We start from the raw sequence: 24945 nt of genomic DNA, 5'->3' as shown, positions 1-24945 counted from the left end.
CGCGGCTCGGGGATCGGAACCCGGCGAGCGCGGAGCGGTCGCTGCGGGCGTCGAGTACGTCGAAAGGAAGGAAACCGAAATCCCGCGACCGATCAGAACAGCGCGGACGCCGCCGCCTCGGCCGTCTCGATGACGGGGCCGAAACCGGGTAAGAGCAGCACCGTCGCGACCGCCGCGAAGATGACCGCGGCGTACAGCGCCGTCGGCCGCACGTCGATCGCGTCGAGCGCGCTCGACGACTCGGGGTCGTCGAGCCACAGCGCCTTCACGACCCGGCTGTAGTAGTACAGCGAGACCACGCTGTTTATCGCGCCGAGCCCCGCGAGCCACAGGAAGCCGTTGTCGATGGCCGCCTGGAACAGGAAGTACTTCGAGAAGAACCCGGCGAACGGCGGGAGCCCCGCCAGCGAGAACATGAACACGGCCATCGCCGTCGAGGCGACGGGCGCGCGGCGCGCGAGCCCGGCGTAGTCCTCGAAGGTGCGACCGACCCCCCACCGCTCCGCCATCGCGACGAAGAGGAAGGCGCCGGTGTTCATGAACCCGTAGACGAGCAGGTGGGCCATCGCGGCGCCCATGACGGTGCCGTTGGCGGGCCCGTCGACCGTGAGCGCGGCGACGCCGATGAGCGCGTACCCGGCGTGCCCGATGGAGGAGTACGCGAGCATGCGCTTGACCTCCTCCTGGACCGCGGCCGCGAAGTTACCGAGCGTCATCGTGACGGCCGCGAGGACGGCGAACGCGAGCATCCAGTCGACGTTCGCGGACACCGCCATCTCCAGCGGGAACGCCTCGGTGAACACGCGGAACGCGACGACGAACCCGGCGGCCTTGGAGGCCGACGAGAGGAACGCGCTCACCGGCGCGGGCGCGCCCTCGTACGCCTCCGGCGCCCAGAAGTGGAACGGGACGGAGGCCGTCTTGAACGCGACGCCGCCGATCATCATCACGACGCCGACGCCGAGGACGCCGGCGAGCCCCTCGATCGAGGCCGACGCGATGTCGGCGAGGATGAGCGACCCCGTCGCGGCGTACACGAGCGAGATGCCGAACAGGAAGATCGCCGACGAGAGCGCGCCGACGAGGAAGTACTTCATCCCCGCCTCGACGCTCCCGCGGTCCTGCTTGAGGTACGCGACGAGCACGTACGACGGCAGCGACACCATCTCGAGGGCGACGAACACGACCGCGAGCGAGTTCGCGACCGCGAGCAGCGCCATCCCGGTCGCGGCGAACGTCACGAGCGAGTAGAACGCCGCCGGGTTGGCGTGGTCGTGGAAGTAGTCGTGCGCGGCGACGAGGACCAGCGCGGTCACCGACGCGAAGATGGCGGTGAAGAATAACGCCAATGTGTCCACCTTGATCGCGTCGGCGAACAGCAGCACCGCGCCGCCGTCCGGGCTCACGCCGCCGCTCGCGGTGAGCCAGACGGTGGCCGCCAGCGCGGCGAGCGAGCCGAACGCCCCGACGACCGCCATCGACGTGTTCGACCGCGCGTCCGGACGGACCGTGTCGACCAACAGTAGCGCGAGGCCGGTGAACGCCAGGATCAGCGCCGGCAGCAGCGCCGTCACGGCGGGCAGTCCGTTAACCATCGATCGTCACCCCCTCGACCACGGGAACGGCAGCGTCACGGATCATCTCGAAGAAGATGTCGGGCGCGACGCCCAGCACGATGATCGCCACCAGCAGCACCGCGAGCGGGGCGACGTCGTGGAACGCCGCGGGGCCGACCTCGTAATCGGTCTCGAGTTCGAACGGGCCGAACAGCGTGCTCTGCATCGCCGACAGCAGGTAGCCGGCGACGATGACGATACCGAACATCGCCAGCGCCGTGAACACCGGCGCGTACGGGAGCGCCGGCGCGGACAGCGAGCCGACGAAGATGAAGAACTCGCCGGCGAAGCCGGCCATCAGCGGCAGTCCCATGTAGCCGAAGGCGCCGGCGACGAGGATGCCGACGGTGACCGGCATCCGGTCGGCCATCCCGGCCATGTCGCCGACCATCCGAGTGTGGGTGGCGTTGTAGATGACGCCGACCGCCATGAACATCAGCCCCGAGATGAGGCCGTGCGCGACCATCTGGAACGTCGCGCCGCCGACCCCGTACTCGGTGAAGACGACCAGCCCGAGGATGACGTACCCCATCGAGGAGACGGAGGAGTAGGCGACGATCCGCTTGAGGTCCTTCTGCGCGAGCGCTAACATTGCGCCGTAGATGACGCTAACCACGGCGATGGCCGCGATCGGGATCGCGAGCATCGACGCCTGCTCCGGGAGCATCGTGAAGTTGAACCGGAGCAGCGCGTACGTCCCCATCTTCAGGAGGACGCCGGCCAGGAGCACCGACGCGGGCGTCGGCGCCTGAACGTGGGCGTCCGGGAGCCACGTGTGGAACGGCACGATCGGGACCTTCACCGCGAACCCGAGGAACATCGCGAGGAACGCGACCATCGCGATCCGGTCCGGCGGGATGCCGAACCACGTGCCGAGGTCGCCCGCGGCGATCGCCTGTGCGATTTCCGGTAAGGCGAACGAGGACACCGAGTCGCCGAGCGCGAACACGAGGCTCATGAAGCCGATGAACATCAGCAGCGACGCCGCGTTCGTGTAGACGAAGAACTTGATCGCGGCGTACTTGCGGCGCGGACCGCCCCAGATCCCGATGAGGAAGTACATCGGGACCAGCACGGCCTCCCAGAAGACGAACCAGAGGAAGAAGTCGAGCGCGGCGAACACGCCGAGCAGGTTCGCCTCCATGAACAGCATCAGGCCGTAGAACTGGCTCTGTCGCGTGTCGACGGGCGTCCACGCGCTGAGGATCGCCAGCGGCACGAGGAACGTCGTGAGCACGAACAGCGGGAGGCTGATCCCGTCGAGCCCGACGAACCACGAGACGCTGCGACCGCCGACTTCGAGCCACTCGATCTGCGTCGCGTACGCGATCTCGCCGCCGAGCAGCGCGTTGCCGCCGGCCTCGAAGCCGGACCACAGGTAGAGGCTGCCGACGAACGGGACCAGGCTGATCGCGAACGCCAGCCGGCCGGCCCACTCGTCGGGCGCGAGGAACACCGTCAAGGCGCCGACGAACGCGGCCGCCATGAGCGCTTCGAGTATCACAGGAACCACCCCCCGGTCGCGCCGAGCACAAGAAGCAGCGCGACCAGTCCGAAGGTGAGCAGCGCTGCGTACTGCGAGACGACCCCCGACTGGAGCTTCCGGATCCGGCCGCCGCCGGTCAGGCTCACCGACGAGACGCCGTTCACGACGCCGTCGATGATCCCTTGGTCGAAGGTGTTCGCGCCGCCCGCGACGTCTTCCGTCCGATACGCGAGCCAGACCTGCAGTTCGTCGAGGTAGTAGTTGTTGTACAGCACGTCTTTGATCCCGCCGAGTTTGGCGGTGTGTTCCGTCGGCGACGGCACGTTGTAGAGCCGCCAGGCGAGTCCGAGTCCGAGCAGCGCGAGGCCGAGCGAGACGGCCGCGCCGACGAGGACGGTGCCGACCTCACCGCCGACGAGGTACGCGCTGCTGTACGGGCCGATGTCGGCGTAGTGGTGCGAGGAGAGCCCCTCGATGCCGCCCCACTCGTTGTCGAGCCAGCGGTGGAGCAGGTCGATCCCCTCCAGTCCGAGCACCTTCTGGACCGGAACCATGTTGATGAGACCGGTGACGACCGCGAGCGAGCCGAGGACCGTCAGCGGGCCCTTCACGTTCCAGCGGACGGACTCGGGGTCGCGGGCGGTGTCGCTGCGGGGCTCGCCGTGGAACGTCAGGAACACCATCCGGAAGGTGTAGAACGCGGTGACCGGCACCGCAAGCAGTCCCATCAGGTAGCCGCCGAGCAGCAGCGGGTCGTTGAGGCCGTGGACGAGCGCCTCGTAGAGGATCTCGTCTTTCGACCAGAAGCCGGCGAACGGGAAGATGCCCGCGAGCGCGAGCGAGCCGGCCAAGAAAGTGTAGTAGGTGACGGGCATCCGCGATTTGAGCCCGCCCATGTCCCACATGTCCTCGTTGTGGTGCATCGCGATGATGACCGAGCCGGCGCCGAGGAACAGCAGCGCCTTGAAGAACGCGTGGGTGGTGAGGTGGAAGACCGCGGCCACGTACCCGCCCGCGCCGAGCGCGAGCATCATGTAGCCGTACTGCGAGATGGTGGAGTACGCGAGCACCTGCTTCAGCTCGTCTTTCACCACGCCCATCGTCGCCGCGAACAGGGCCGTGAAGCCGCCGATAAAGGCGATGACCGCCATCGTCGTCGGCGTCAGCACGTAGAAGCCGTACATCCGCGCGACGAGGTAGACGCCGGCCGCGACCATCGTCGCGGCGTGGATGAGCGCGGAGACGGGCGTCGGGCCCTCCATCGCGTCGGGGAGCCACGTGTGAAGCGGGAACTGCGCGGACTTGCCGACGACGCCGCCCAAGACGAGCAGGCCGACGACCGTCAGCCACGTCCCGAGGTCGAGGCCGCCGGGCGTCCACGCGACCGAGCCGGAGCCGTTGAGCGCCGCGTCGGCGAGCGCCGGGAACGACTCCGGACCGGCGAACTGCGCCGTGCCGAAGGTGGCGAATACTGCGACGACGCCGACGAGGAAGAAGTAGTCCCCGAAGCGGGTGACGAGGAACGCCTTCTTCGCGGCCGACGGCGGACCGGGCTCCCGGAAGTGGAAGCCGATGAGCAGGTACGAGCAGAGTCCCACCAGCTCGAAGAACATGAACGCCATCAGCAGGTTGTCGGCGACGACGAAGCCGAGCATCGACGCCGTGAAGAGGCCGAGCCCTGCGTAGTAGCGCGGCAGGCCGGTCTCGCCCTCGTCGTTCATGTAGCCGAGCGAGAACACGTGGACCAACAGTGCCACGAGCGTCACGATGACGAGCATGAGCGCCGAGAGGGGATCGATCAGGACGCCGAACGTGAGTTCGATGTCCGTCGGGCCGATCCCGGCGCCGCCCTCGCTCGCCCAGTAGTACAGCGTCTCGTTGTACGCTTGCCCGCCCGCGACGGTCGCGGCGACCCAGATCGACAGCAGGAACGAGCCCGCGGTCGCCGCGATGCCGCCGAAGGCGCCCCCCTTCGGGAGGTACCTACCCGCGCCGAGCGCGACCAGGAACGAGAAGAACGGTAAGAGTACGATCGCCGGAACGTATGCGAATGCGTTCACCATCTTACCACCTCATCTCCGCGGGAACAGTCACGTCTGTCGTGCCGAAGTTGCGGTATAACACGAGTATGATGCCGATGCCGATGGCGACCTCCGCGGCGGCGAGCGCGATGACGAACAGCGCGAACACCTGCCCCGTGAGGTCGCCGTAGTACAGCGCGAACGCGACGAAGTTGATGTTGGCCGCGTTCATCATGAGCTCGACGCTCATGAGGAAGTAGAGCGCGCTCCGCCGCGTCAAGACGCCGAACAGTCCGATACAGAACACGGCCGACGCCAGCAGCAGGTACCACGACGGCGGGATCGAGGCGGCGACGGCGGTCACCGGCGGTCACCTCCGTCGCGTCCGCCATCGGTGAACGCCTGCCCGAGCGCGGAGACGACCGTGTCGTCCTCCTCGCGCTTCGCCAGGTAGACGGCGCCGTCGACCGCGACGTCGAGCGCGACCGCGGCGATCAGGAAGGCCGCGAGGAACCCCTCGGACGGCACCGCGCCGAGCTCGTACTCGGCGAGGTTGAAGAGGGCGTACCCGATGTTGTGGACGATCGAAGCGTCCGCCGGGAAGCCGACCGACTCGAAGCCGAACGTCGCCCCGTTGACCGTCGCGGCCAACACCGCGAACAGCCCGCCCACGGCGATCGCGGGTGCGATCCGGGAGCCGCGGCTCTCGTCGTTGCTCACGCGCTACTCACCTCCGTTTCGGAATCCGATCGCGTGAGCATCACGGCGAACGTGACTAAGATGAGAACCCCGCCCACGTAGACGAGGATCTGCATGGCGGCGATGAACTCCGCCCGCAGCATCACGTAGTGCACCGCGACGCTCGTGAGGGCTCCGCCCAGAAGCAGCGCGGCGTGGAACACGTCGCGCGCCAGGACGACCCCGAGGGCGAACGCCAGCGTGACCGCGGCGAACAGCCCGAACGCGATGGTAGCATAAACCATTGTGTTTGTCTCCTATGAGAACCCCTTTGAAGATTTCGAGACGTGCCCGCTACTGGTAGTCGACCTCGCCGTCGCCCTCCCCGATCCACGCGCCGCGATCGGGGTTGCGGGACTCCAGCGGGTCGATTCCCTTGTACCACGGGACGTTCTTGAGCTGTTCTTTGTTGAACACGAAGTCGTCCTTCGTGTCGGCGGTGAACTCGAAGTTCTGCGTCAGCAGGATGGCGTCGACGGGGCAGACCTCCTCGCAGAGCCGGCAGTAGATGCACTGCCCGATGTGGAGGTTGTACTGCTCCCCGTTGCGCTGGTCGTCCTGAACGATCTGGATCGTGTCGTTTGGACAGACGTTCTCGCACTGGCGGCACCAGATGCACCGCTCCTGGCTGAACTTGTGGACCCCGCGGAACCGCGGGCTCACCTCGGGCGCGTCCTCCGGGTATTCCACCGTGAACGTCGACCCGTCCAGCGCGTGTTTCATCGTCGTCGCCATGGATTTCATGAGTCCGATCATATCAGGCGATCACCCCCACGATTACGGCCGTGAGCACCAGGTTCGCGAACGACAGCACCAGCATTCCCTTCCAGCCGATCTCGATCAGCTGGTCGATACGGACGCGCGGCAGCGCCGCGCGGGCCCACTGCGTGAACAGGAAGAAGCCCCAGATCTTCACCACGAACCAGATGAAGCCGATGCTCTCCGGGCCCGGACCGGACGCACCACCGAGGAACGTCACGGCGAGGATCGCCCCGCCGAGGAAGATGTGGACGAACTCCCCGAGGTAGAAGAGGACGAAGTACGCCGAGGAGTACTCCGTCTGGTACCCCGCGACGATCTCCGTCGGCGCCTCCGGGATGTCGAACGGGTTCCGCCCGATCTCCGCCATGTTCGCCGTGAGGAACAGCACGAATGCGAACGGGTTCACGAACGCGTACCACGACGGAATCGAGACCCCGGCGATCGCCACCAGCGTCTCCGTCTGCGCGCCGACGATACCGCTCATCTGGAGCGTCCCGGCGAAGATCACGACCGACATCGCCGTGACGATGAGCGGGATCTCGTACGCGAGGTTCTGCGCGACCGCGCGGAGCCCGCCGAGCAGCGAGTACTTGTTGTTCGACGCGTAGCCGGCCATCACCAGCGAGACGGACGCGATCGACGCGAACGCGAACACCAGCGCGAACCCGACCTCGGGGTCCGCGAGCTGGAGGTTGATCGGGCCGAGCTGCCCCATCGGGATGACGGAGAAGCCTAAAAGCGCCGACGCCGGCAGGAGGATCGGCGCGATGTCCCACGAGGGACGGTCGACGCCTTCGGGGATGATGAGCTCCTTCGCGAGGAGCTGGACCGCGGCCGCCGGGATGATGAGGAGTCCGTAGGGGCCGATCCGGTCGACCGCGATCCGGTCGGTGAACGCGGCCGTAATCTTCCGTTTCGCCCACGGGCCCGCGACGCCCGTGAACGCGAGGATGATGTTGCCGACGACGAAGGCGGCGACGAGCGAGGCCGCGACCTCGCCGATGACGCTGTCGAGCCCGAGCGTGTCGACGATGAACTCGGGGAACAGCTGCGCGGGCGCCGTGCCCATCAGCGGTCCACCTCCCCGAGAACCACGTCGAGGCTACCGAGCGCGGCGATGACGTCGGGGATGTACTCCCCGTTCGCCATCTCCGGCAGCGTCTGGAGGTTCGAGAAGCACGGCGACCGGATCTTGAACCGGGCCGGCTTGTCCGTCCCGTCCGCGCGGATGTAGATGCCGAGCTCGCCCTTGGCGCCCTCGACGGCGCGGTAGATCTCCGTGTCGTCGTCCGGGCGCAGCGTGCGCGGCACGTTCGCCTGAATGTTCCGCTCGTCTTCGGGCCAGTCTTCGAGCAGGTCGACGCACTGCTCGATGATCTTCGCGGACTCCTCGACCTCGCGCATCCGGACGAGGAGGCGGCTGAAGTTGTCGCCGCCGTCCTCGGTGACGACGTCCCAGTCGAGCTCGTCGTAGTAGCCGTACGGGTCGTCGCGGCGCAGGTCGTAGTCGACGCCCGAGCCGCGGGCGACGGGTCCGGTCGCGCCGTAGTTCTTCGCGACCTCCGGCGGGAGGACCCCGGTGTCGATCGTCCGCATCTGGAACACCTCGTTCGAGGTGATCAGGTTGTGGTACTCCTCAACGGACTCCGGGAGCTGGTCGAGGAAGTCCCGAGTCTTCGAGAAGAACTCCTCCCGGGGCTCCGGCAGGTCCCAGACGACCCCGCCGAGCCGGAAGTAGTTGAACATCAGCCGCTGGCCCGTCAGGTCCTCCAAGAGGTTCTGGACGCGCTCGCGGTCGTTGATGGCGTACATGAACGTCGCCGTGAAGTCGCCGTTGATGTCGAGCGCGAACGTGGCGAGCGCGAGCATGTGCGCGGCGATCCGGCACATCTCCGCACCCATCGTGCGGATGACCTGCGCGTACTCCGGCACCTCGATGTCCGCGAGGTCCTCGGCCGCGCGGGCGTACGCCCACTCGTTGAGCAGCCCCGCCGAGATGTAGTCCCAGCGGTCCGGGTACGGCATGATCTGGTGGCGGTACGTCCCGGACTGCGCCATCTGCTCCTCGCTGCGGTGGAGGTAGCCGATGTCGGGCTCGACGTCGGCCACCTGCTCGCCGTCGAGGACCGTCTTCAGGTGGAGGACGCCGTGGGTCGCCGGGTGGTGCGGCCCGATGTTGAGGAACATCGTGTCGGACTCCGCGTCCTTGTGGTGGTCCTCCAGCGGGTTCGCGTGCTCCGGCAGCGTCGCGATCTGCGGCCGGTCCTTGTCGTAGTCCATCGACAGGGGGTGGCCCTGCCAGGTCTCCGGCAGCAGGATCCGGCGCAGGTCGGGGTGGTCGTCGTATTCGATCCCGATCAGGTCGTACGCCTCCCGCTCGTGCCAGTCGGCGGTGCGGAAGACGGGTTCGGCCGACTCCGAGACGGGGTCGTCCTTATCGGCGGGGACGACGATACTGACCTCCTGAGTGGGGTCGTCGTACTTCTTCAGGTGGTAGATCGACTCGTAGCGGTTCTCGTACTCCTGTGCGGAGACGACGGAGAGGTGGTCGTAGCCGGCCTCCTCTTTCAGGGTCCGAAGCGTCTCCTGAACGGTGTCCGGGCGGATGACGAAGCCGGGGGCGTTCAGGTGGTCGTCGCGGTCGACGACGAGGTCGCCGAGCAGCGCCTCCAGCTCGTCGGGCGTCCGCTCGACGGCGCCGTCGTCGACGGTGTCTGGTCGTTCGAGGCTCATGGCGAATCAGCGAAGTTGTACCGCATGACGAGCTCGTCGTCGTCGATCTCGTCGGCCAGCTTGTCGACGAGTTCGTCGCGTTCGAGGTCCGAGAACTCCTCTAACTCGTACGGCTTGACGGTGACGGGCGCGGCCTCGCCGTTGGCGACGCGCTCCTGAAGCTTCACGACGCCGTACACGAGCGCCTCGGGGCGGGGCGGGCAGCCGGGGACGTGGATGTCGATCGGGATGACCTCCTCGGCGCCCTTGATCACGTTGTACCCCTCCTGGAACGGGCCGCCGGAGATGGTACACGAGCCCATGCCGACGACGAACTTCGGCTCGGGCATCTGGTCGTAGACGCGCTTCATCCGTGGGGCGAACTTCGAGACGATCGTCCCGGGGACGATCATCACGTCGGCCTGCCGCGGCGAGGCGCGGGGGACGCCCGACCCGAATCGGTCGAGGTCGTGTTTCACCGCGTAGGTGTGCATCATCTCGATGCTGCAGCAGGCGATACCGAACTGCAGCATAAACATTGAGGAGCCCCGACACCAGTTCAGGAACTTGTCGAACTTGGTGAGGATGAACGGCGAGGAGCCGAACGCCTCTCGGAGCCGGGAGTTGAATCGGTCTCCCTGCCCGGTCATCCGGGCGTCTCTGGTCTCGGTTACGACTTGCGAATCGTCGGTGATAAACGGTTGATCGCTGCTCATTAGTTGATGTCCTCCGTCGTCTTTCTGCTGGTCGCGCGGGGGCTGCGAGCCCAGCTGATCGCCCCCGACCGCCACGCCCAGACGAGTCCGACCGCGAGGATTCCGACGAACGCCAACATCGGCCACAGCAGGTCGGCCATCGGCACGCCGGCCTGGACGGCCGGACGGTAGATGACCGCCCACGGGAACAGCAACACGGTCTCGATGTCGAACACGACGAACAACAGCGCGACCATGTAGTACTGGATGTTGAACCGGATCCGCGTCCCGCCCGTCGGGGTCTCGCCGGACTCGTAGGTGGTACTTTTACCGGTCTCAGGCACGCTCGGACGGAGCAGCGCCGACACTGTCATCATCGCTATCGGGATGAGCAGGCCGACGACCGCCAAGGCGCCAATCGCTATCCAATCGCTCATATAGGTCTCCGTAACGTGCTGGCGTTTGGACCGCCCCCTCATAAGCGTTGAGTCTTGTGCGTCCGCGTGCGTGCGGGCCGATATCGCCCGTTCGCGGTCGAAGCACCGGCGAAGCGACCGGCAGCCGTCGATCCGGATCGGAGGGCGAGTCGACGGAAGCGCACCGATTTTGGGGCGCGCGGAACGGAGTTCGTTTATAAATGAGCGCCGGTGCGGTCGGCGCGTGCCGACGAGCGCCCGCAGGGCGCGATGTCGCACGCGCGAGGGAGTCGGGCGCGGCGAGGGCGACCGGAGGGAGCCCGCAGGACGCGCCCGACGAGGCTGGGGAGGCGTGAGGCTGCGGTTGCTGTGCGGTGCGGGGCGGGACTCAAAGGGGCAGTCGCGAGGCCGCCGTAGGCGACGCAAGCACCGCAGCGAGGGAACGGAGTGACTGAGCGAGTAGCACAGCGAGCGTACGGCGGCCTCGCGACTGGGGCTTTGGCGGTGTTCGCCGTTGATCTCCGGTTTACCATTTATAAACAAGCGACTGGGGCTTTGGCGGCGTTCACCGTCGATCTCCAGTTCACCATTTATAAGCGAGCGGTTGAGGCCTTGGCGGTGTTCGCCGTTGATCTCCGGTTCACTATTTATAAACAAGCGACTGGGGATTTGGAGATGTTCTTGACCGATCACCGTCACCGGCGTAACGCTGAGCGATTGAGAATTTATAAGCGTCTACCGAATCCCCGTACGGCACTATTTATAAACGAACGGCCGGGTATTCGGGCGCGGCCACCACGCGGGTCACTCCTTACCGATCCCGGAACCCGTCGAGACCCAGATCGTGAAGATCGGCGGAGACGTCCGCGACGCCCGCCTTCTGCTCGTCGTGGAACTCGACTAAGCGCTCCTCGATCTCGTCGTGTTCGCGCGCGAGCACCTGCGCCGCCGACAGCGCCGCGTTGTACGACTTCCCGGCGTCGACGGCGACGATCGGCGCGCCCGTCGGCATGCCGATGACGGAGTCGACCGACTTCTCTTGAACCGGCACGCCGATGACGGGCACCGGGTACGCGATCGACGCGGTCATGTTCGGCAGGTCGGCGGACTTCCCGCCCGCCCCTGCGATGATCACGTCGAGCCCGCGGTCCGTCGCCGTCTCCCCGTACGCGTACATCAGCTCCGGCGTCCGGTGCGCGGAGACGACGTAGCTCTCGTAGGTGAACCGGGCGTCCGGCGCCCCGTCGAAGTCGGTCTGCTCCGCGAAGCCGAGGTCGTCGAGCGCTTCGTAGGCGTCCTCCATGACGGGGAGGTCCGAGTCCGAGCCCATGATGATCCCCACGTCCGGGGTGGTCGCCGGGTCCGCGTCCGCCGCCGCTTCCGCTTCGAGCCGGTCGATCAGGTCGTCCACCGTGGTCATAAACGAGGGTTCGTCGGAGGGCTACAAGGAACTCCCGGATGCGGCGACCGGTCTCGTCTCGATGCGGCAGTGTCCCCTGCCCAACCCTTATCAACCGAATCGCCCGAACTGTACGATAATGGCAAGCTCGACGGACGACGGAGCCGACCGCGACAGTGAGATCCGCCTCTGGAAAGAGGAGAAGTGGTGGATCGCCCGAGACATGGGGACAGGCGTCACGACGCAGGGCGAGTCCCGCTCCGACGCGCTGGAGAACCTCGACGAGGCCGTCGCGCTCCACCGGGGAGAGATCGGTCGCGAGCCGACCGACGAAGAGCTTCGGGAACTCGGGATCGATCCCGGGGAGAACGCGACCGGAGACACGGAACCGCCCGACGTCCTCGAATAGCGTGGCGAGGCGCACGTTCTCCGGGCGAGAGGTCGTGAAGGTACTCGTCAACCGCGCCGGCTTCGAGTGGCGGCGAACGACCGGCGACCACGCGCAGCTCTACTACGAACACCCGACGAACGAGACGGACAAACGGCACGTCACGGTCCCGCTCCACGACGAACTCCGGGAGGGAACACTCAGGGGCATCGCGGACGACGCCGGAGCGCACGATTTCGACGCATTCTGCGAGTGGATCGACCGAAACTCGTGAGAGCCGACCGCGACGTGACTACGCGTCCCGGAACGTCAGCCCGTCTCGGAGGTCGCGCGCCCGAGAGAGCAGGGCGTCGCGGTCGGTTTCGTCAGCAGCGGACCCCTCCGCTCCCTGCTCCGTCACGGTCAGGTGCCCCATCTTCCGGAGCGGGTACACGTCGTCCTTGCCGTACCAGTGGAGGTCGGCGTCGGGCGCCGCGAACACCTCCTCGACGTTCCGGAGCGTGGCCGACTCTCGCTCGTCCACGTCGCCGAGCACGTTCGCGGTGACCGCGGGCGCGACGAGGTCGGTCGGGCCGAGCGGCCAGCCGAGGACGGCCCGAATATGGTTCTCGAACTGCGACGTGCGCGCGCCCTCGATCGTCCAGTGGCCGGAGTTGTGCGGGCGCGGCGCGATCTCGTTGACCAACACCTCGCCCTCCTTCGTCTCGAACAGCTCGATCCCGTAGACGCCGCGGCCGTCGAGGACCGCTAGCACGTCGCGGGCGATCGACTCGGCCTCCGCGACGACCGCGTCGTCCGCCCGGACGGGACTGACGCTCTCGCGGAGGATCTCCTCCCGGTGGATCGTCTCCGTGACGGGGTAGGTCCGCGTCTCGCCGTCCGCGCCCTTCAGGCCCATCACGGCGACCTCGCGCTCGAAGTCGAGGAACTCCTCGGCCATCGCGGCGCCGCCGACCGCGTCGAGCGCATCCGCGGCCTCGTCGGGCGTCTCGACCGGGACGTTCCCGCGGCCGTCGTAGCCGCCCTCGCGGGCCTTCAGCATGACGCCGCCGAACTCCTCGACGACGCGTTCGAGCCCCTCGGCGGTCGCGACCGCGACGAACTCGGGGACGGGGATCCCGGCGTCCGCGAGCGCCTCCTTCTGGACCAGCTTGTCCTGGATCGTCTCCAGCGTGCCGGGGTCGGGGTGGACCGGCACGCCGTGCTCCTCACTCGCGGCCGCGAGGACGGCCGGGTCCGCGAGCTCGATCTCGAACGTCAGGGCGTCGACGCGGGCCGCGAGCTCGCCGATCGCGTCCGCGTCGTCGAAGTCGCCGACGATCTGGTCGGCCGCGACGGGCGCCGCCGGACAGTCGGGCGTCGGGTCCAACACGACGAGGTCGACGCCGAGCGGCGCGGCAGCCTCGCCCAGCATCCGGCCCAGCTGTCCGCCGCCGACGACGCCGAGCGTCGGCCCCGGAAGAGTGATCGACATGTGCGAATCGGTACTGGACAGCAGTGAATAAGTATTGCCAAACAAGCCGACAGATAGGCACGAACGCGGATCGATCTGCCGAGTGCGCGCCGGCGAGTCAGACCGAGACCCGTTCGAGGTCGCTCTCCAACTCGTCGACGAACTCGTTGTACGCCGCGACGAAGCCCCGGAACCGGTCGGCGTACTCCCGGACGTCGGCCGCGGAGGGGGCGCCGTACTGCGAGAGGAGGTAGAGCCCGCTCGACCCGCCGATCCGAAGGTACGACACCGCCCCCTCGTCGTACTTCAGCTCCCAGCGGTCCCCCTCAACGCGCGTCGTGAACGTCCCGTAGTCGTCGCCCTCGTACCGGTGGATCTCCCCCGCGATAACCGCGCAGGTGTCGCGAATCTGATCGAGGACGCGGTCGCGTTCGGCCACCACGCCCTCGGTGGTCGCCGGCTCGGGGAACTCGGCGCTCACGCCGTCGAGGACGCCGGACAGCGAGTCGACGTGGTCGTTCCACGCCGCCACGAACGCCGCGTAATCGTCGAGTGCGGTCGCGAGCGCCGCCGGCTCCGGCGGCTGCTTCGTCGAGATGACGTACGTGTCGGAGCCCGAGTTCGGCGAGAACAGCAGGAACTCCAGCTCGCCCGCCTCGTGTTTCACCGTCCACTCGCCGCCGGGCGTCGACAGCGTCTCGCGGCCGTAGTCGCCGCCCTGGAGCCGCGCGAGCTGGTAGGCGATCCGTCCCGCGTGGTCGCGCACCGCGGCGACGAGCTCGTCGCGGCGCTCCGCGACTGCCGCGGCGTCGCGCACGTCGACGTCGATCCCGAGGTCTGCCTGCGTCGTCACGGTCTCAGTGGGCGCGCCATCCGGTTAACCGGTTCGGGTCGACGAGCGGATTCGTCCCCGGTTCGCAGCGACGACGCGCCGGTCACCCGATCGTCTCGCGGATCTCGCGGACCCGGTCCGGCTCGTCGATCCCCGACCGGACCACGACCGCGAACACCTCGTCGCCCTCCGGGATCGGCGCGTCGCCGCTCAGGATGGCGTCCGAGCCGGTCTCCTCCGCGAGCCAGCGCCGCCCGTCGGCGATCGCCTCCCGGTTGAGCCACGCGGGCGGGCCGCCGACCACGAGCAAGGTCCGGTCGGCGCGCCCCTCGGGTGCCTCGACCGTGTTCTTCCCGCGGGCCGCCTTCCGGATGACCGTCTCTATCGCCGACACGGCCGCGCTCGTGTCGACCTCGGCCGGCTCCGAGGAGCCGAAGAGCCCGAGCCCGAACTTCGAGCCCGAATCGGGGGGCTCCACCGCCTGCGTCGCGTGGCCGATCACCGCTATCTCTCCGTCGTCTCCCACCGCGCGGGCGACATCGCTCGCGTCGAGCACCTGCTGGGGCGTCGCCGTCCCCTCGGGCGTCTCGCCGGCGCCGAACAGCGCCGCGATCCGCTCGACGGCGACCTCGTTGAGCCGGTCGCGGGCCCCGGCGAGCGTCTCGCTCGGGCGGAGCCACGCCGCGTTGTCGAACGGGAAGACCGCCGCGCACTCGTCCGAGAGCGCGTCGAGGGTTCGCGCCGCGTTCCGCTCGGCCAGCGGGCGGTGGGCCGCCGGCGGCGCCGGCTCGTCTCTGGAGGACGCCGCGCCGCCGGCTCCTGCGCCCGACGCCGCGCCGCCCGCCCCTCCGGAGGACGCGCTCCGCGGCCCGTCGTCGTCCGGCTCCTCCGTCTCGTCGCGGGTGGGGAGGAACCCGAAGGCGTAGACTGGGGCGTCGTAGAGCCGCGAGAGTTCCGTGGCGAGCGCCGGCGCCGCGCCCGCGCCGGCCGCGCCGCCGAGGCCGACGACGATCAGGAACGCCTCCGCGAGGGACGGCCCCTGGTCGTCCATGGCCCGGCCGAGCTCGCTCGCGTGCGCGTCGCCGAGGCGGCGCCCGGCGTGGAGGTCCCCCTCGAGCCCGTCCCCGCCCGCGGCGTCGCCGAACCGGTACCGGCGCTCCTCGCCGAGCGCGTCTAAGGCCCCGAGCGCGTCCATGTCGGTGTCGAAGGCGTGGACGCCCGCGAGGAACGGGTCGTCGCCGTGGTCGGCGGCGAGGCGGTCGGCGATCCGCCCCCCGGCTCCGCCGAGGCCGATGACGTGTAGTCGCATACGTGGGGCGGTCGTCGACCGGGGATATATGACTTCGGCTCGCCGCGAGCCGTTGCCGAACCGCCGTGTGCCCGCGACGGCTCAGAACTCGTCGAGCTGACGCTGGCCGGCGGGGATCTCCGGCCCCGGGTCCGGCTTGACGCCGAGCAGGCGCAACAGCGCGGTGTCCGCGAACGTCAGCGCCACCACGAGGATGATCGGCGCGAGGAACAGCCCGTGGAAGCCGAACACGACCGGACCGAAGATGTACGCCAGCATGAGCAGGCCGACGTGGGTGGTCTCGCCGCTGAAGTACGGCCGGAGGACGATGTCGGGGATGGTGTCGACGACTACCACCACGACGGCGAGGAACCCGGCGACGTAGGCGAGCAGCGAGAGATCGCCGTCGAGCGCGACCGGGATCGACATCGCGGCCGCGACCGGGATGTAGACGATCTTCATCCCGATCACGGGGATCAGGCTGGCGACGCCGGTGAGCGCGCCCGCGAGCGTCGGGTACGGGATCTCGACCGCGGCGGGGGCGACCGCGTTGTACGCCAGGTACGTGACGACCGCGATGATCGAGATGGCGATGACGTTGAGCAGGTTCCCGTACAGCACGGCCTCCAGCTCGTCGTCGGCGGTTTCGAGGTACTCGCGGACGATCGCGTCGTCGTCGAAGCGGAGCAGCCAGTCGTGGAGCTTGGAGCCGTCGATGAGGAGGTAGTACGTGACGATCACGGTGATGAGCAGGTTCAGGGCGAGCCCCGATAGCGTGCTCGCCAGCAGCGACGCCTGCTCGGAGACGAGCTCGATGAGCGGGTCGAACTGCCCGGAGCGGTACGCCGCGAGCAGCTCGTCCATCGTCGGGTTCGACAGCTCCGCGAGGTCGCCGATCACCGAGTTCTCCGCGCCGATGGTGTCCGCGACCGGGTACGTCTCGATGAACCGCCGCGCCTCCAAGATCAGCAACACCAGCGTGTAGCTCACCAGGCCGATGAGCGGGACACCGATGACCGACAGCGACACGACGGCGCGCACCCGGGCGGGCAGCCGGAAGCGTTCGAGCCGGTGGTAGAACCGCCGCGTCGAGTAGTAGAGGAAGACCGCGACGGTGAGCGGGGCGACGAACCGATAGGCCACGTAGCCGGCGACGACCGCGACCGCGAGGCCGAAGAGGGCGACGACGAACCGCTTTTCGTCCATGGGCCACGGTGGCCAGCGCTTGACATAAACCATGGTGGTCGTCGCGGCTACCGCGGCCGCGGCAAACCCCGTAATCGCGGTCGCGCGGATCCCAAAGCCCCTAACGGCGGGCGGTGAAGGGGGAGGCATGAGCGAGATTCACCCGGACCAGCGCGTCGCCGTGCTCGCGGACTCACAGAACCTGTACCACTCCGCGCAGAGCGTCTACTCGCGGAACATCGACTACTCCGGCCTGCTCGACGAGGCTGTCGCGGACCGGTCGCTCGTCCGCGCCATCGCGTACGTGATCCGCGCCGACTCGCCGGAGGAGGAGAGCTTCTTCGAGGCGCTCCGCGACATCGGCTTCGAGACGAAGATCAAGGAGATCAAGACGTTCGCCGACGGCTCGAAGAAGGCCGACTGGGACCTCGGGATGAGCCTCGACGCGGTCTCCTTAGCGAGCCACGTCGACACCGTGGTCCTCTGTACCGGCGACGGGGACTTCGCCCGGCTCTGCTCGCACCTCCGCCACGAGGGCGTCCGCGTGGAGGCGATGGGGTTCGGCAACTCCGCCGCCGATGAGCTGATCGAGGCCGCCGACGACTTCGTCGACCTCGCCGAGGAGGAGGACACCTTCCTGCTGTAGTCGGTCGCGCGTCTGCGTCGCTCCGCTACTCGTCGCCGAGCAGCGACGCAACGGTTCGCTCGACCGCCGCGGCGGCCGCTTCGACCTCGCGCACCCGCACGTACTCCCGCTCGGCGTGCGCGACGGCGCCGACCTCGTCGGCGAGGTCGCCGGGCCCGAACACGACCGTCGGCGCCGGCGCGAAGTACGACGCCTCCGTCGCGGCGCCGAACGGCCGGGCGTCGCCGCCGCGGTCGCTCGGGAGGCCGACCGCGTCGCCCGCCTCGCGCGCCGCCACCGCCACGGTCCGGACGAGTTCGTGGTCCGGATCCGTCGCGAACGCCTCAAGGAACGGCGACTCGCGGTCGGTGAGCGTCACTGCGGTGTCGACACTGCTGCGTTCGTCGGTAACATCCGCGAGCGACTCCCGCACCGCGTCCGCGAGCGACGACCGGAACCCCTCGGCCGTCTCCGGGGGACGCTCCGCCGGTCGACGGTGATCGCGCAGTCCGCCGGCACCTGGTTCGTCGCCGCGCCGCCCTCGATGACCGTTGGCGTGAGCTTCGGCGGGCCGAGCTGCGGGTGCGCATCAGCCCCGTCGTCGAACGTCCGGATCGCCGCGAGCGCGTCCTCCGCGGCCGCGACCGCGTTCGCGCCGGCGAACTCCGCGGCGTGCGCGGCCGTCCCCGACAGCTCCACCGTCGCCTGAAATCGCCCCTTCGCGGCGGTACACGCGTCGAGGCCGGTCGGCTCGCCGACGAGGTACAGGTCGCCGTCGAGCCGGTCGTCTGTCCCCGGGAGCCGCCCCGTCAGCGCCGCAGCACCGAGCGAGAGTTCTTCCTCGTCGGGGGTGAGCGCGAGCGTGAGCCGCCCGCGGTCGGGGTCGGCGGCGAGAAAGCCGTTTAAAAGCGACGCGAGCGGCCCCTTCGCGTCGCAGGCGCCGCGCCCGCGGATCACCTCGTCCGGCCCGTCAGCGGTCGCCGCCGAGGCGCTCCGCGCGTCGTCGCGCGCCGCCCCTCGTTCGCCGCCGCGCGCCGCGCCCCGCTCGAACGGGACGTGCGGCGTCACCGTGTCGAGGTGGGTGTTCAACACGAGGTGCGGGCCCGCCTCGGGCGCCGGCGAGCGCTTCTCCGCGAGGACGCAGCCGTCAGCGACGACCGCGGGGTCGGCGCCCTCGTCGTCCAACAGGTCGACGACGAACTCGCGCATCCCGTCGGGCGACTCGTGGGAGGGAATCCGGACGGCGTCTTCGAGGAACGAGACCGGATCGAACTCGGATCGAGCGTCTGAGTCGGAGTCGGCGCCGGGCTCCTCGCTCATCGCGGGTCGGCGGGGAGCGTCCCCGAGAACTCGTGGGCGACGGGGCCGGTGAGGGTGGCGTGCCCGCGGTCGGGGACGGCGATCTCCAGCTCGCCGCCCGGGGGCGGCTCACCGCGTCGTCGCCGTCGATCAGTCCGAGCCGGCGGGCGGCCGCGACGACCGCGACCGCGCCTGTGCCGCAGGAGCGCGTCTCCCCCTCGACGCCGCGCTCGAAGGTGCGCTGGTCGAGGACCGCGGGGCCGTCGCCCGAGCCGGCGTCGACGACCGCCGCGAGGTTCACGTTCGCGCCCTCGGGGAAGACGTCGGCGTGGCGGACCGGCGGCGCGACAGATTCAAGATCGACCGCGTCGATCCCGTCGGGGTCGTCGCGCCCGCCGTCGACGAACGCGACCGCGTGCGGGACGCCGGTGTTGACGGCGGTAACCGTCAGCCCCTCCACGGGTTCGTCGACCAGCGGCTCGTCAGCGAGCGCGCCGTCGCGGGCGACCGGGACGCGCCGGGGGTCGAACGTCGGCTCGCCCATCTCGATGGTGGCCGCGGTCCCGTCCGCGGTCACGGTGGCGCGCCGGGTGCCGGCCTGCGTGTCGATCATGAACTCGTGATCGCCCGTCCGGTCGTGGGCCCACCGTGCGACGACGCGGGCGCCGTTGCCGCACATCGTCGCTGTCGAGCCGTCCGGCTGGACCAGCGTCATCACGACGCGCGTCGGGTCGAACCGCTCCTCGACGCTGAGGAAGAGGACGCCGTCGGCGCCGCGCCGCCCGCCGGCGCCGCGTCGGTCCGCGGACGCGCCGCGCTCGTCGGCACCGAAGTCGCGGCCGTCGACGCCCGTCTCGCGGTCGCAGTGGGCACGCGCGAACGCCGCGCGGTCGCCGACGTTCTCGGCGGCCGCGTCGACGACGAGGAAGTCGTTGCCCGTGCCGTGGTACTTCTCGACCGGAACGGCGTGGGTGCTCATCGGTCGCCCTCCGGTCGGTCGGTTCGGTCGCGGTCGGCCTCCCGTTCGACCGTCGTCAGGTCGCCGAGCGCCTCTCTGCGCCGGGCGACCGCCGCGGTTCCGTCGTCGAGCGCGACCTCCGCGGGCCGCGGTCGTGAGTTGTATTGGCTCGCCATCTCGTATCCGTACGCGCCCGCGACCCCGACCGCGAGGAGGTCCCCGCGGACCGGGTCGGTGAGCGCTCGGTTCTTACCCAGCGTATCGCCGGTCTCACAGATAGGTCCGGCGACCGTGACAGGGGTTGCCTCCCGCTCCTCGACCGGTGATTCTCCCGACGCCCCGCCGAGGTTGCGGATCGGGTGGTACGCGTCGTACATCGCCGGGCGGAGGAGGTCCGTCATCCCCGCGTCGACCCCGACGACCGTCTCGTCCGGCGTATCTTTGACGGTGTTCACGCGCGTCAGGAGGACGCCCGCGTCCGCGACGACGTAGCGCCCGGGCTCGACCGCGAGGTCGACGCCCTCGGGGAGCGGCGCGACCGCCTCGCGGGTCGCATCGGCGACGGCCGACAGGTCCAGCGGCGAGGCGTCCTCCTCGTAGGGCACGCCGAACCCGCCGCCGACGTCGACGTATTCGAGGTCGAGGGGGGCGGCGCTCGCGGGGGCGTCGTCGTCGGCCGCGCCCGGGGCCGCGAGGTCGCGGGCCAGTTCGCCCATCCGCGCGACTAACTCGCGGTGGCTGTCCAGCTGCTCCGGGTCGATGCCGGAGCCGGCGTGGGCGTGGATCCCGACGACGTCGAACCGCTCGGCCGCCGCTCGGGCCGCCTCCGCGGCGCGGTCGTACGGGATCCCGAACTTTGCGGCGCCGCCGGTGGTGACCTTCTCGTGGTGGCCCGCGCCGACGCCGGGGTTCACGCGGACGCAGACCCGGCCGTCGTAGCCGCGCTCCGCGAGGCGGTCGAGGGTGTCGGCCGCGCCGACGGTGACCGTGAGGTCGGGCTCCGCCTCGGCGACGCCGACGACGTAGTCGAGGTCGCGGGCGGGCGGGTTGACCGCGGTGTAGTGGAGCCGCGAGCCGTCGAAGCCGGCCGCGAGCGCGCGGTCGACCTCGCCCGCCGAGGCGCACTCGGCGTCGAGGCCGGCGTCGCGGACGGTCTCCAGGACGGCCCGGCCGGTGTGCGCCTTGACCGCGTACCGCACGTCGGCATTGGGGAACGCGGCGAGCAGGCGCTCGCAATTCTCACGGACGCGGTCGAGGTCCTGAACGTACAGCGGGGTCTCGTACTCGGCGGCGAGCCCGCGGAGGCGCTCGGCGTCCCAGTCGCTCACGCGCCGGACCGGGGGATTTTCTCGCGCGTCCGTTGCTCCCGACTCGGGACTGCTCATTCGCGGAGCGCGTCCTCTCGCTGCGTCGCTTCGAGGGTGTCCTCCTCGACGTGCGTCGCCACGACGGCGGGCTTGTACGCGCCGCCCTCGAAGAGCTCGTGATCGCCGACGGACGACTCCACCATCCGCGTGAACGCGCGGCGCTCGGCTGGGAGGTGGCCGTAGATGACCTCCTCCTCGACGAGGTCGTAGACGGGGATTCGGGGCGTTAGGAGGGTGTTCTCGCCGACGATTGAGTTCTCGCCGACGCGGAAGCCGGAGGTGACACGGCAGCCCGCGCCGAGCGAGACGCCGTCCTCGACGATCACGGGCGCGTCCTCGACCGGTTCGAGGACGCCGCCGATCAGCGTGTTGGCGCCGAGCTTGACATTCTCGCCGAGCTGCGCGCAGGACCCGACCGTGTCACAGGAGTCGACGAGGGTGCCGTCGCCCACGTACGCGCCCATGTTGACGAACGAGGGGCTCATCATGATACAGTCGCTGCCGAGGTAGGCGCCCCGGCGGATCGCGGTCCCGTCCGGCGTGTTCCGCGTACCGCGCTCCGCGAGGTCGTCGGTGTCGCGCAGCGGAAGCACGTCGTGGTAGGTGACGCCGCCGTACTCGCGCGGCTCCGTCTCGCGCAGGCCGAAGTTGAGGAGAATCCCTCGCTTGACCCACTCGTTGGCCTCCCACGAGGTGACGTCGTCACCGGTCTTCTCGGCGGCGCGGACCTCGCCGGCCTCTAAGGCGGCGAGGAACTCGTCGATGACGGCTGCGTCCGCGTCGCTCGCGTCCGCGGCGGTCAGTCCGTCCTGATAGCGGTTCCACAGATCGGTTACGTCGGCTTCGAGGCTCATTGGGTAGTGTATGGATGAGTGTCGGTATTTATATATCGATGTGCGTATGTCCCACGGTCATTCGGCGCCGCCCGCGTCCAGCACGTCGCCGAACCCGTACCAGCCCGGGTCGCGGTCGGCGAGCCACGCGGCGGCGTCGAGCGCGCCCTCGGCGAACACCCCGCGGTCGCCCGCACGGTGCGTGAGCTCGAGCGTCTCGCGGTTCCCGGCCAAGAGAACCTCGTGTTCGCCGGTCACGTCGCCCGCGCGGCGGGCGTGGACGCCGATCTCGCCCGGGCTCCGCGGCGCGTCGCCCTCGCGGCCGTGGACGCGCTCGTCGAGGTCCTCGCGGACGTCCTCCACGTCTTCGAGGATCGACTTCGCGGTGCCCGAGGGGGCGTCGCGCTTGGCGTTGTGGTGCGTCTCGGTCAGTTCGACGTCGTAGCCGGGGAGCGCCGCGGCGGCCTCGCGGACCGCGCGGCGGAGCGCGGCCACGCCCCGGGCGAAGTTCGACGCCTTGAGCACGGGCACGGCATCGCTCGCGGCCCGGAGGTCGTCGATCTGCGCGTCCGCGAACCCGGTCGTCCCGGTGACGAGCGGGACGCCCGCGTCGGCGCAGGCTTCGGCGTACGCGACCGCCGACTCGGGACCGGTGAAGTCGATCAGGACGTCCGGCGCCTCGCTCGCGAGCAGGTCGCGGAGGTCGGCCGCGTCGTCGACCGGGACGCCAGCGACGGGGTCGGTCGCGGTGCGGTTGACCGCGACCGCGACGGCGACGCCCTCGCGGTCGGCGGCCGCCTCGATCACCTCTCGGCCCATGCGGCCGCCCGCGCCGGTGACGGCGATTGACAGCTGCTCTCCGTTCATTCCGCCCCCTCCGCGGCGGGATCGACGGCCGTCGGGTCGATCGTCCCCGGCGCGCGCTCGTCGTACGTGGCCAGCAGCTCGCGGAGCGCGTCGCGGCGGTCCTCGGAGAGCCGCGAGAGCGGCGAGCGGACGTGGGGACCGCCCCGCCCGCGGAGGTGCATCGCCTCCTTCACCGGGATGGGGTTCGTCTCGGCGAACAGCTCGCGGACGAGCGGCGACAGCTCGTGGTGGAGTGTCCGCGCCCGGTCGTAGTCGCCCGAGAGCGCGGCGCCGACCATCGCGCAGGTCCGCTCGGGCTCGACGTTGGCGACCACGCTGATTGTCCCCGTGCCGCCGATCGAGAGGACGGGAAGCGTGAGGCCGTCGTCGCCCGACAGCACCGCGAACGACTCCTCGCGGGTGCGCTCGATCACCTCGCTTATCAGGTTCAGGTCGCCGGAGGCCGCCTTGTACCCGCGAATGTTCGGGTGTTCAGCGAGCTCGACCGTGACGTCGACCGGGATCGACTGCCCCGTGCGGCTCGGCACGTTGTAGACGATCTGCGGGATGTCGACCTCGTCGGCGATCGTCTGGTAGTGGTTCAGGAACCCCTCCGGCTCCGGCTTGTTGTAGTACGGCGAGATGAGCAGCAGGCCGTCGGCGCCGGCGTCGGCCGCGCGCCGCGACAGCGACAGCGCCTCTGCGGTGTTGTTCGAGCCGGTGCCCGCGATGACGGGGATGTCGTCGAGGGCGTCCCGGACCGTCTCGATCACGGCGACGTGCTCGTCGTGGCTCATCGTCGCCGACTCGCCGGTGGAGCCGACTGGGACGACCCCGTCGACCCCGGCGTGTTCGAGGTACCGGGCGTTCGCGGCGAGCTGGTCGTGGTCGACTGCGCCGTCGTCGGTGAACGGCGTGGTCATCGCCGGGTAGACGCCCTCGAAGGGGGCGTCCGTCGTTTCGCTATCCGTCTCGTCCTGCGTCGCGTAGGGTGTCGTGGTGGTCGTGTCTGTCATGGGTGCTGCGATGGGTTCGGGTCGGTGAACGGACTGGTGCGCGCGGGTCGGGGGTCGTCCGGGACGGGGTCGCCACTCCCGCCGGCGGACGGCTCACGCGCGTTTTTTCGAGAAGAGCCGCGTCGCTACAGTCGACTGCGGACCGCGTGCGGACGCGGGTCGAGTCACACCGACATATGGATCGGTCGCGCGCTTATGCGTTGTGTCTCGGGTGGAAACTGCCGCGCGGTCGGTCGCGCCCCCGCTCGGAGACGGTCACGGGCCTGTTTCGCGGCGGCTCGCGGTCACGCCCCGAGCCGGTCCGCCAGTTCGTGGAGCGTCTCGACAGTGAGGTCCGGGTCGCCGTCGAACGGCTCCCACGGCGTTCCCTTCCTGTCGACCCACGCGGCCTGCATCCCGGCGTGGCTCGCGCCCAGCACGTCGAACCAGCCGGCGGTGGCGTGGACCACCTCGTCGATGGGCGTCCCGGTCCGGGCCGCGCCGTGGCGGTAGAGCTCGGCGGCCGGCTTGAACGTCTCCACCTCGTCGGCGCTGATCGCGTCCTCGATCAGGTCCGCGATGTCGGCGTGTTCGACCATCGACGCGAGCATCTCGGGGTCGCCGTTCGAGAGGACGTAGCAGTCGTACCCGGCGTCGCGGAGCCGTCCGATCGCGTCGCGCACGTCCTCGAACACCTCAAGCTCGTGGTACACCGCGAGGATCTCGTCGCGCTCGGCGTCCGAGAGGTCGACGCCGTGCGCCGCCAGCGCGTACGTCAGCGCGTCGCGGTTCATCTCGTAGAACGGCTGGTAGGCGTCGACCGCGTTCGCGACGAACGTGTACGCCAGCGACCGCGACCGCCACAGTCGCGACACCGGCTCGGGGTCCGGAACCCGGTCCGCGAGCGCCGCCTCGGCGGCCTCGACGTCCACGAGCGTGCTGTACGAGTCGAACGTCACCGTCGAGACGCGGTCGGGATCGAACGCCATACGCGGGGCCACAGCGGGCGGCCGGATAAGCGGCCGGGGCGC

Annotated in this window: 24 protein-coding genes and 2 pseudogenes; 3 read left to right on the top strand and 23 right to left on the bottom strand. The window is 69.6% G+C overall.

The features are described from left to right. Positions 1 to 92 precede the first annotated feature (92 nt). The 12 genes from J7656_RS12380 to purE all read right to left on the bottom strand — a co-directional run bounded on the left by J7656_RS12380 (position 93) and on the right by purE (position 11866). Positions 93 to 1595: an NADH-quinone oxidoreductase subunit N gene (locus J7656_RS12380; RefSeq protein WP_044965474.1), complete on the bottom strand. Its 1503-nt coding sequence runs from the start codon at positions 1593 to 1595 to the stop codon at positions 93 to 95. Further along, positions 1588 to 3102, bottom strand: a complete 1515-nt coding sequence (locus J7656_RS12375) for a complex I subunit 4 family protein (RefSeq protein WP_026046176.1) — start codon at positions 3100 to 3102, stop codon at positions 1588 to 1590. The genes J7656_RS12380 and J7656_RS12375 overlap by 8 nt, the downstream gene beginning before the upstream one ends. 14 nt (positions 3103 to 3116) lie before the next feature. Then, positions 3117 to 5165, bottom strand: coding sequence for an NADH-quinone oxidoreductase subunit L (gene nuoL, locus J7656_RS12370; protein WP_017342602.1), 2049 nt, complete (start codon positions 5163 to 5165; stop codon positions 3117 to 3119). A 1-nt stretch (position 5166) separates the two neighbouring features. Then, positions 5167 to 5487 carry an NADH-quinone oxidoreductase subunit NuoK gene (gene nuoK / locus J7656_RS12365; RefSeq protein ID WP_004596404.1) on the bottom strand — a complete coding sequence of 107 codons (321 nt, stop codon included), beginning with the start codon at positions 5485 to 5487 and terminating at the stop codon, positions 5167 to 5169. Further along, complete coding sequence (locus J7656_RS12360) at positions 5484 to 5843, bottom strand: hypothetical protein (RefSeq protein ID WP_017342603.1); 360 nt, start codon at positions 5841 to 5843, stop codon at positions 5484 to 5486. The genes nuoK and J7656_RS12360 overlap by 4 nt, the downstream gene beginning before the upstream one ends. Then, entirely contained in the window at positions 5840 to 6106 is a 267-nt protein-coding gene (locus tag J7656_RS12355; RefSeq protein ID WP_017342604.1) for an NADH-quinone oxidoreductase subunit J, read from the bottom strand. Before J7656_RS12355 ends, J7656_RS12360 begins: the two co-directional genes overlap by 4 nt. 49 nt (positions 6107 to 6155) lie before the next feature. Then, positions 6156 to 6617, bottom strand: a complete 462-nt coding sequence (locus J7656_RS12350; protein WP_004596401.1) for a NuoI/complex I 23 kDa subunit family protein — start codon at positions 6615 to 6617, stop codon at positions 6156 to 6158. A 1-nt stretch (position 6618) separates the two neighbouring features. Then, complete coding sequence (locus tag J7656_RS12345) at positions 6619 to 7692, bottom strand: complex I subunit 1/NuoH family protein (RefSeq protein ID WP_017342605.1); 1074 nt, start codon at positions 7690 to 7692, stop codon at positions 6619 to 6621. After that, entirely contained in the window at positions 7692 to 9356 is a 1665-nt protein-coding gene (locus J7656_RS12340; RefSeq protein WP_017342606.1) for an NADH-quinone oxidoreductase subunit D, read from the bottom strand. Before J7656_RS12340 ends, J7656_RS12345 begins: the two co-directional genes overlap by 1 nt. Further along, entirely contained in the window at positions 9353 to 10051 is a 699-nt protein-coding gene (locus J7656_RS12335) for an NADH-quinone oxidoreductase subunit B (RefSeq protein ID WP_026046177.1), read from the bottom strand. The genes J7656_RS12340 and J7656_RS12335 overlap by 4 nt, the downstream gene beginning before the upstream one ends. Then, positions 10051 to 10467: an NADH-quinone oxidoreductase subunit A gene (locus J7656_RS12330; RefSeq protein WP_004596397.1), complete on the bottom strand. Its 417-nt coding sequence runs from the start codon at positions 10465 to 10467 to the stop codon at positions 10051 to 10053. The genes J7656_RS12335 and J7656_RS12330 overlap by 1 nt, the downstream gene beginning before the upstream one ends. 790 nt (positions 10468 to 11257) lie before the next feature. After that, positions 11258 to 11866: a 5-(carboxyamino)imidazole ribonucleotide mutase gene (purE, locus tag J7656_RS12325; RefSeq protein WP_017342610.1), complete on the bottom strand. Its 609-nt coding sequence runs from the start codon at positions 11864 to 11866 to the stop codon at positions 11258 to 11260. A 118-nt stretch (positions 11867 to 11984) separates the two neighbouring features. Between purE and J7656_RS12320 the strand changes: the two genes are divergently transcribed. After that, the gene (locus tag J7656_RS12320; RefSeq protein WP_017342611.1) at positions 11985 to 12254 is read left to right on the top strand and encodes a type II toxin-antitoxin system HicB family antitoxin; all 270 of its coding nucleotides are present in this window, start codon (positions 11985 to 11987) and stop codon (positions 12252 to 12254) included. A gap of 1 nt (position 12255) precedes the next feature. Then, positions 12256 to 12507 carry a type II toxin-antitoxin system HicA family toxin gene (locus J7656_RS12315; protein WP_017342612.1) on the top strand — a complete coding sequence of 84 codons (252 nt, stop codon included), beginning with the start codon at positions 12256 to 12258 and terminating at the stop codon, positions 12505 to 12507. 18 nt (positions 12508 to 12525) lie between these two features. Here J7656_RS12315 and J7656_RS12310 read toward each other — a convergent pair whose 3' ends face one another. From J7656_RS12310 to J7656_RS12295, 4 genes are all read right to left on the bottom strand, one after another. Next, complete coding sequence (locus tag J7656_RS12310; RefSeq protein ID WP_017342613.1) at positions 12526 to 13707, bottom strand: 5-(carboxyamino)imidazole ribonucleotide synthase; 1182 nt, start codon at positions 13705 to 13707, stop codon at positions 12526 to 12528. Between the two features lie 97 nt (positions 13708 to 13804). After that, complete coding sequence (locus J7656_RS12305) at positions 13805 to 14539, bottom strand: profilin-fold protein (RefSeq protein ID WP_211553443.1); 735 nt, start codon at positions 14537 to 14539, stop codon at positions 13805 to 13807. 82 nt (positions 14540 to 14621) lie between these two features. After that, on the bottom strand, positions 14622 to 15827 hold the full coding sequence (locus tag J7656_RS12300) for an FtsZ/tubulin family protein (RefSeq protein ID WP_211553442.1): 1206 nt from the start codon (positions 15825 to 15827) through the stop codon (positions 14622 to 14624). Between the two features lie 81 nt (positions 15828 to 15908). Beyond that, positions 15909 to 17012 (bottom strand): AI-2E family transporter, encoded by a 1104-nt coding sequence (locus J7656_RS12295; RefSeq protein ID WP_211553440.1) that lies wholly within the window; start codon positions 17010 to 17012, stop codon positions 15909 to 15911. Between the two features lie 127 nt (positions 17013 to 17139). On the opposite strand from J7656_RS12295, the gene J7656_RS12290 reads away from it, so the two are divergent. Next, positions 17140 to 17637 carry a LabA-like NYN domain-containing protein gene (locus J7656_RS12290; RefSeq protein WP_096393605.1) on the top strand — a complete coding sequence of 166 codons (498 nt, stop codon included), beginning with the start codon at positions 17140 to 17142 and terminating at the stop codon, positions 17635 to 17637. A gap of 25 nt (positions 17638 to 17662) precedes the next feature. Here J7656_RS12290 and J7656_RS12285 read toward each other — a convergent pair. The 7 genes and pseudogenes from J7656_RS12285 to J7656_RS12255 form a co-directional block, all read right to left on the bottom strand. Continuing rightward, a pseudogene (locus J7656_RS12285) lies at positions 17663 to 18936 on the bottom strand (M20/M25/M40 family metallo-hydrolase). Further along, a pseudogene (gene dapF, locus J7656_RS12280) lies at positions 18933 to 19894 on the bottom strand (diaminopimelate epimerase). The pseudogenes J7656_RS12285 and dapF overlap by 4 nt, the downstream one beginning before the upstream one ends. Continuing rightward, on the bottom strand, positions 19891 to 21258 hold the full coding sequence (lysA, locus tag J7656_RS12275) for a diaminopimelate decarboxylase (protein ID WP_211553438.1): 1368 nt from the start codon (positions 21256 to 21258) through the stop codon (positions 19891 to 19893). The pseudogene dapF and the gene lysA overlap by 4 nt, the downstream one beginning before the upstream one ends. Further along, positions 21255 to 22094 carry a 2,3,4,5-tetrahydropyridine-2,6-dicarboxylate N-succinyltransferase gene (locus tag J7656_RS12270; protein ID WP_017342621.1) on the bottom strand — a complete coding sequence of 280 codons (840 nt, stop codon included), beginning with the start codon at positions 22092 to 22094 and terminating at the stop codon, positions 21255 to 21257. The genes lysA and J7656_RS12270 overlap by 4 nt, the downstream gene beginning before the upstream one ends. Positions 22095 to 22151: 57 nt before the next feature. Then, positions 22152 to 22940, bottom strand: a complete 789-nt coding sequence (gene dapB, locus J7656_RS12265; RefSeq protein ID WP_211553436.1) for a 4-hydroxy-tetrahydrodipicolinate reductase — start codon at positions 22938 to 22940, stop codon at positions 22152 to 22154. After that, a complete protein-coding gene (gene dapA, locus J7656_RS12260) occupies positions 22937 to 23935 on the bottom strand; it encodes a 4-hydroxy-tetrahydrodipicolinate synthase (RefSeq protein WP_211553434.1) in 999 nt (332 codons plus the stop codon). The genes dapB and dapA overlap by 4 nt, the downstream gene beginning before the upstream one ends. A 284-nt stretch (positions 23936 to 24219) precedes the next feature. Then, a complete protein-coding gene (locus tag J7656_RS12255) occupies positions 24220 to 24903 on the bottom strand; it encodes a haloacid dehalogenase type II (protein ID WP_211553431.1) in 684 nt (227 codons plus the stop codon). Positions 24904 to 24945: the final 42 nt, after the last annotated feature.

It is taken from the genome of Halorubrum ruber (assembly GCF_018228765.1).
GTDB classification, from domain to species: Archaea; Halobacteriota; Halobacteria; order Halobacteriales; family Haloferacaceae; genus Halorubrum; species Halorubrum ruber.
Note: the sequence above shows the minus strand (reverse complement) of the source record. Positions and strands in the feature narration are given on the sequence as shown.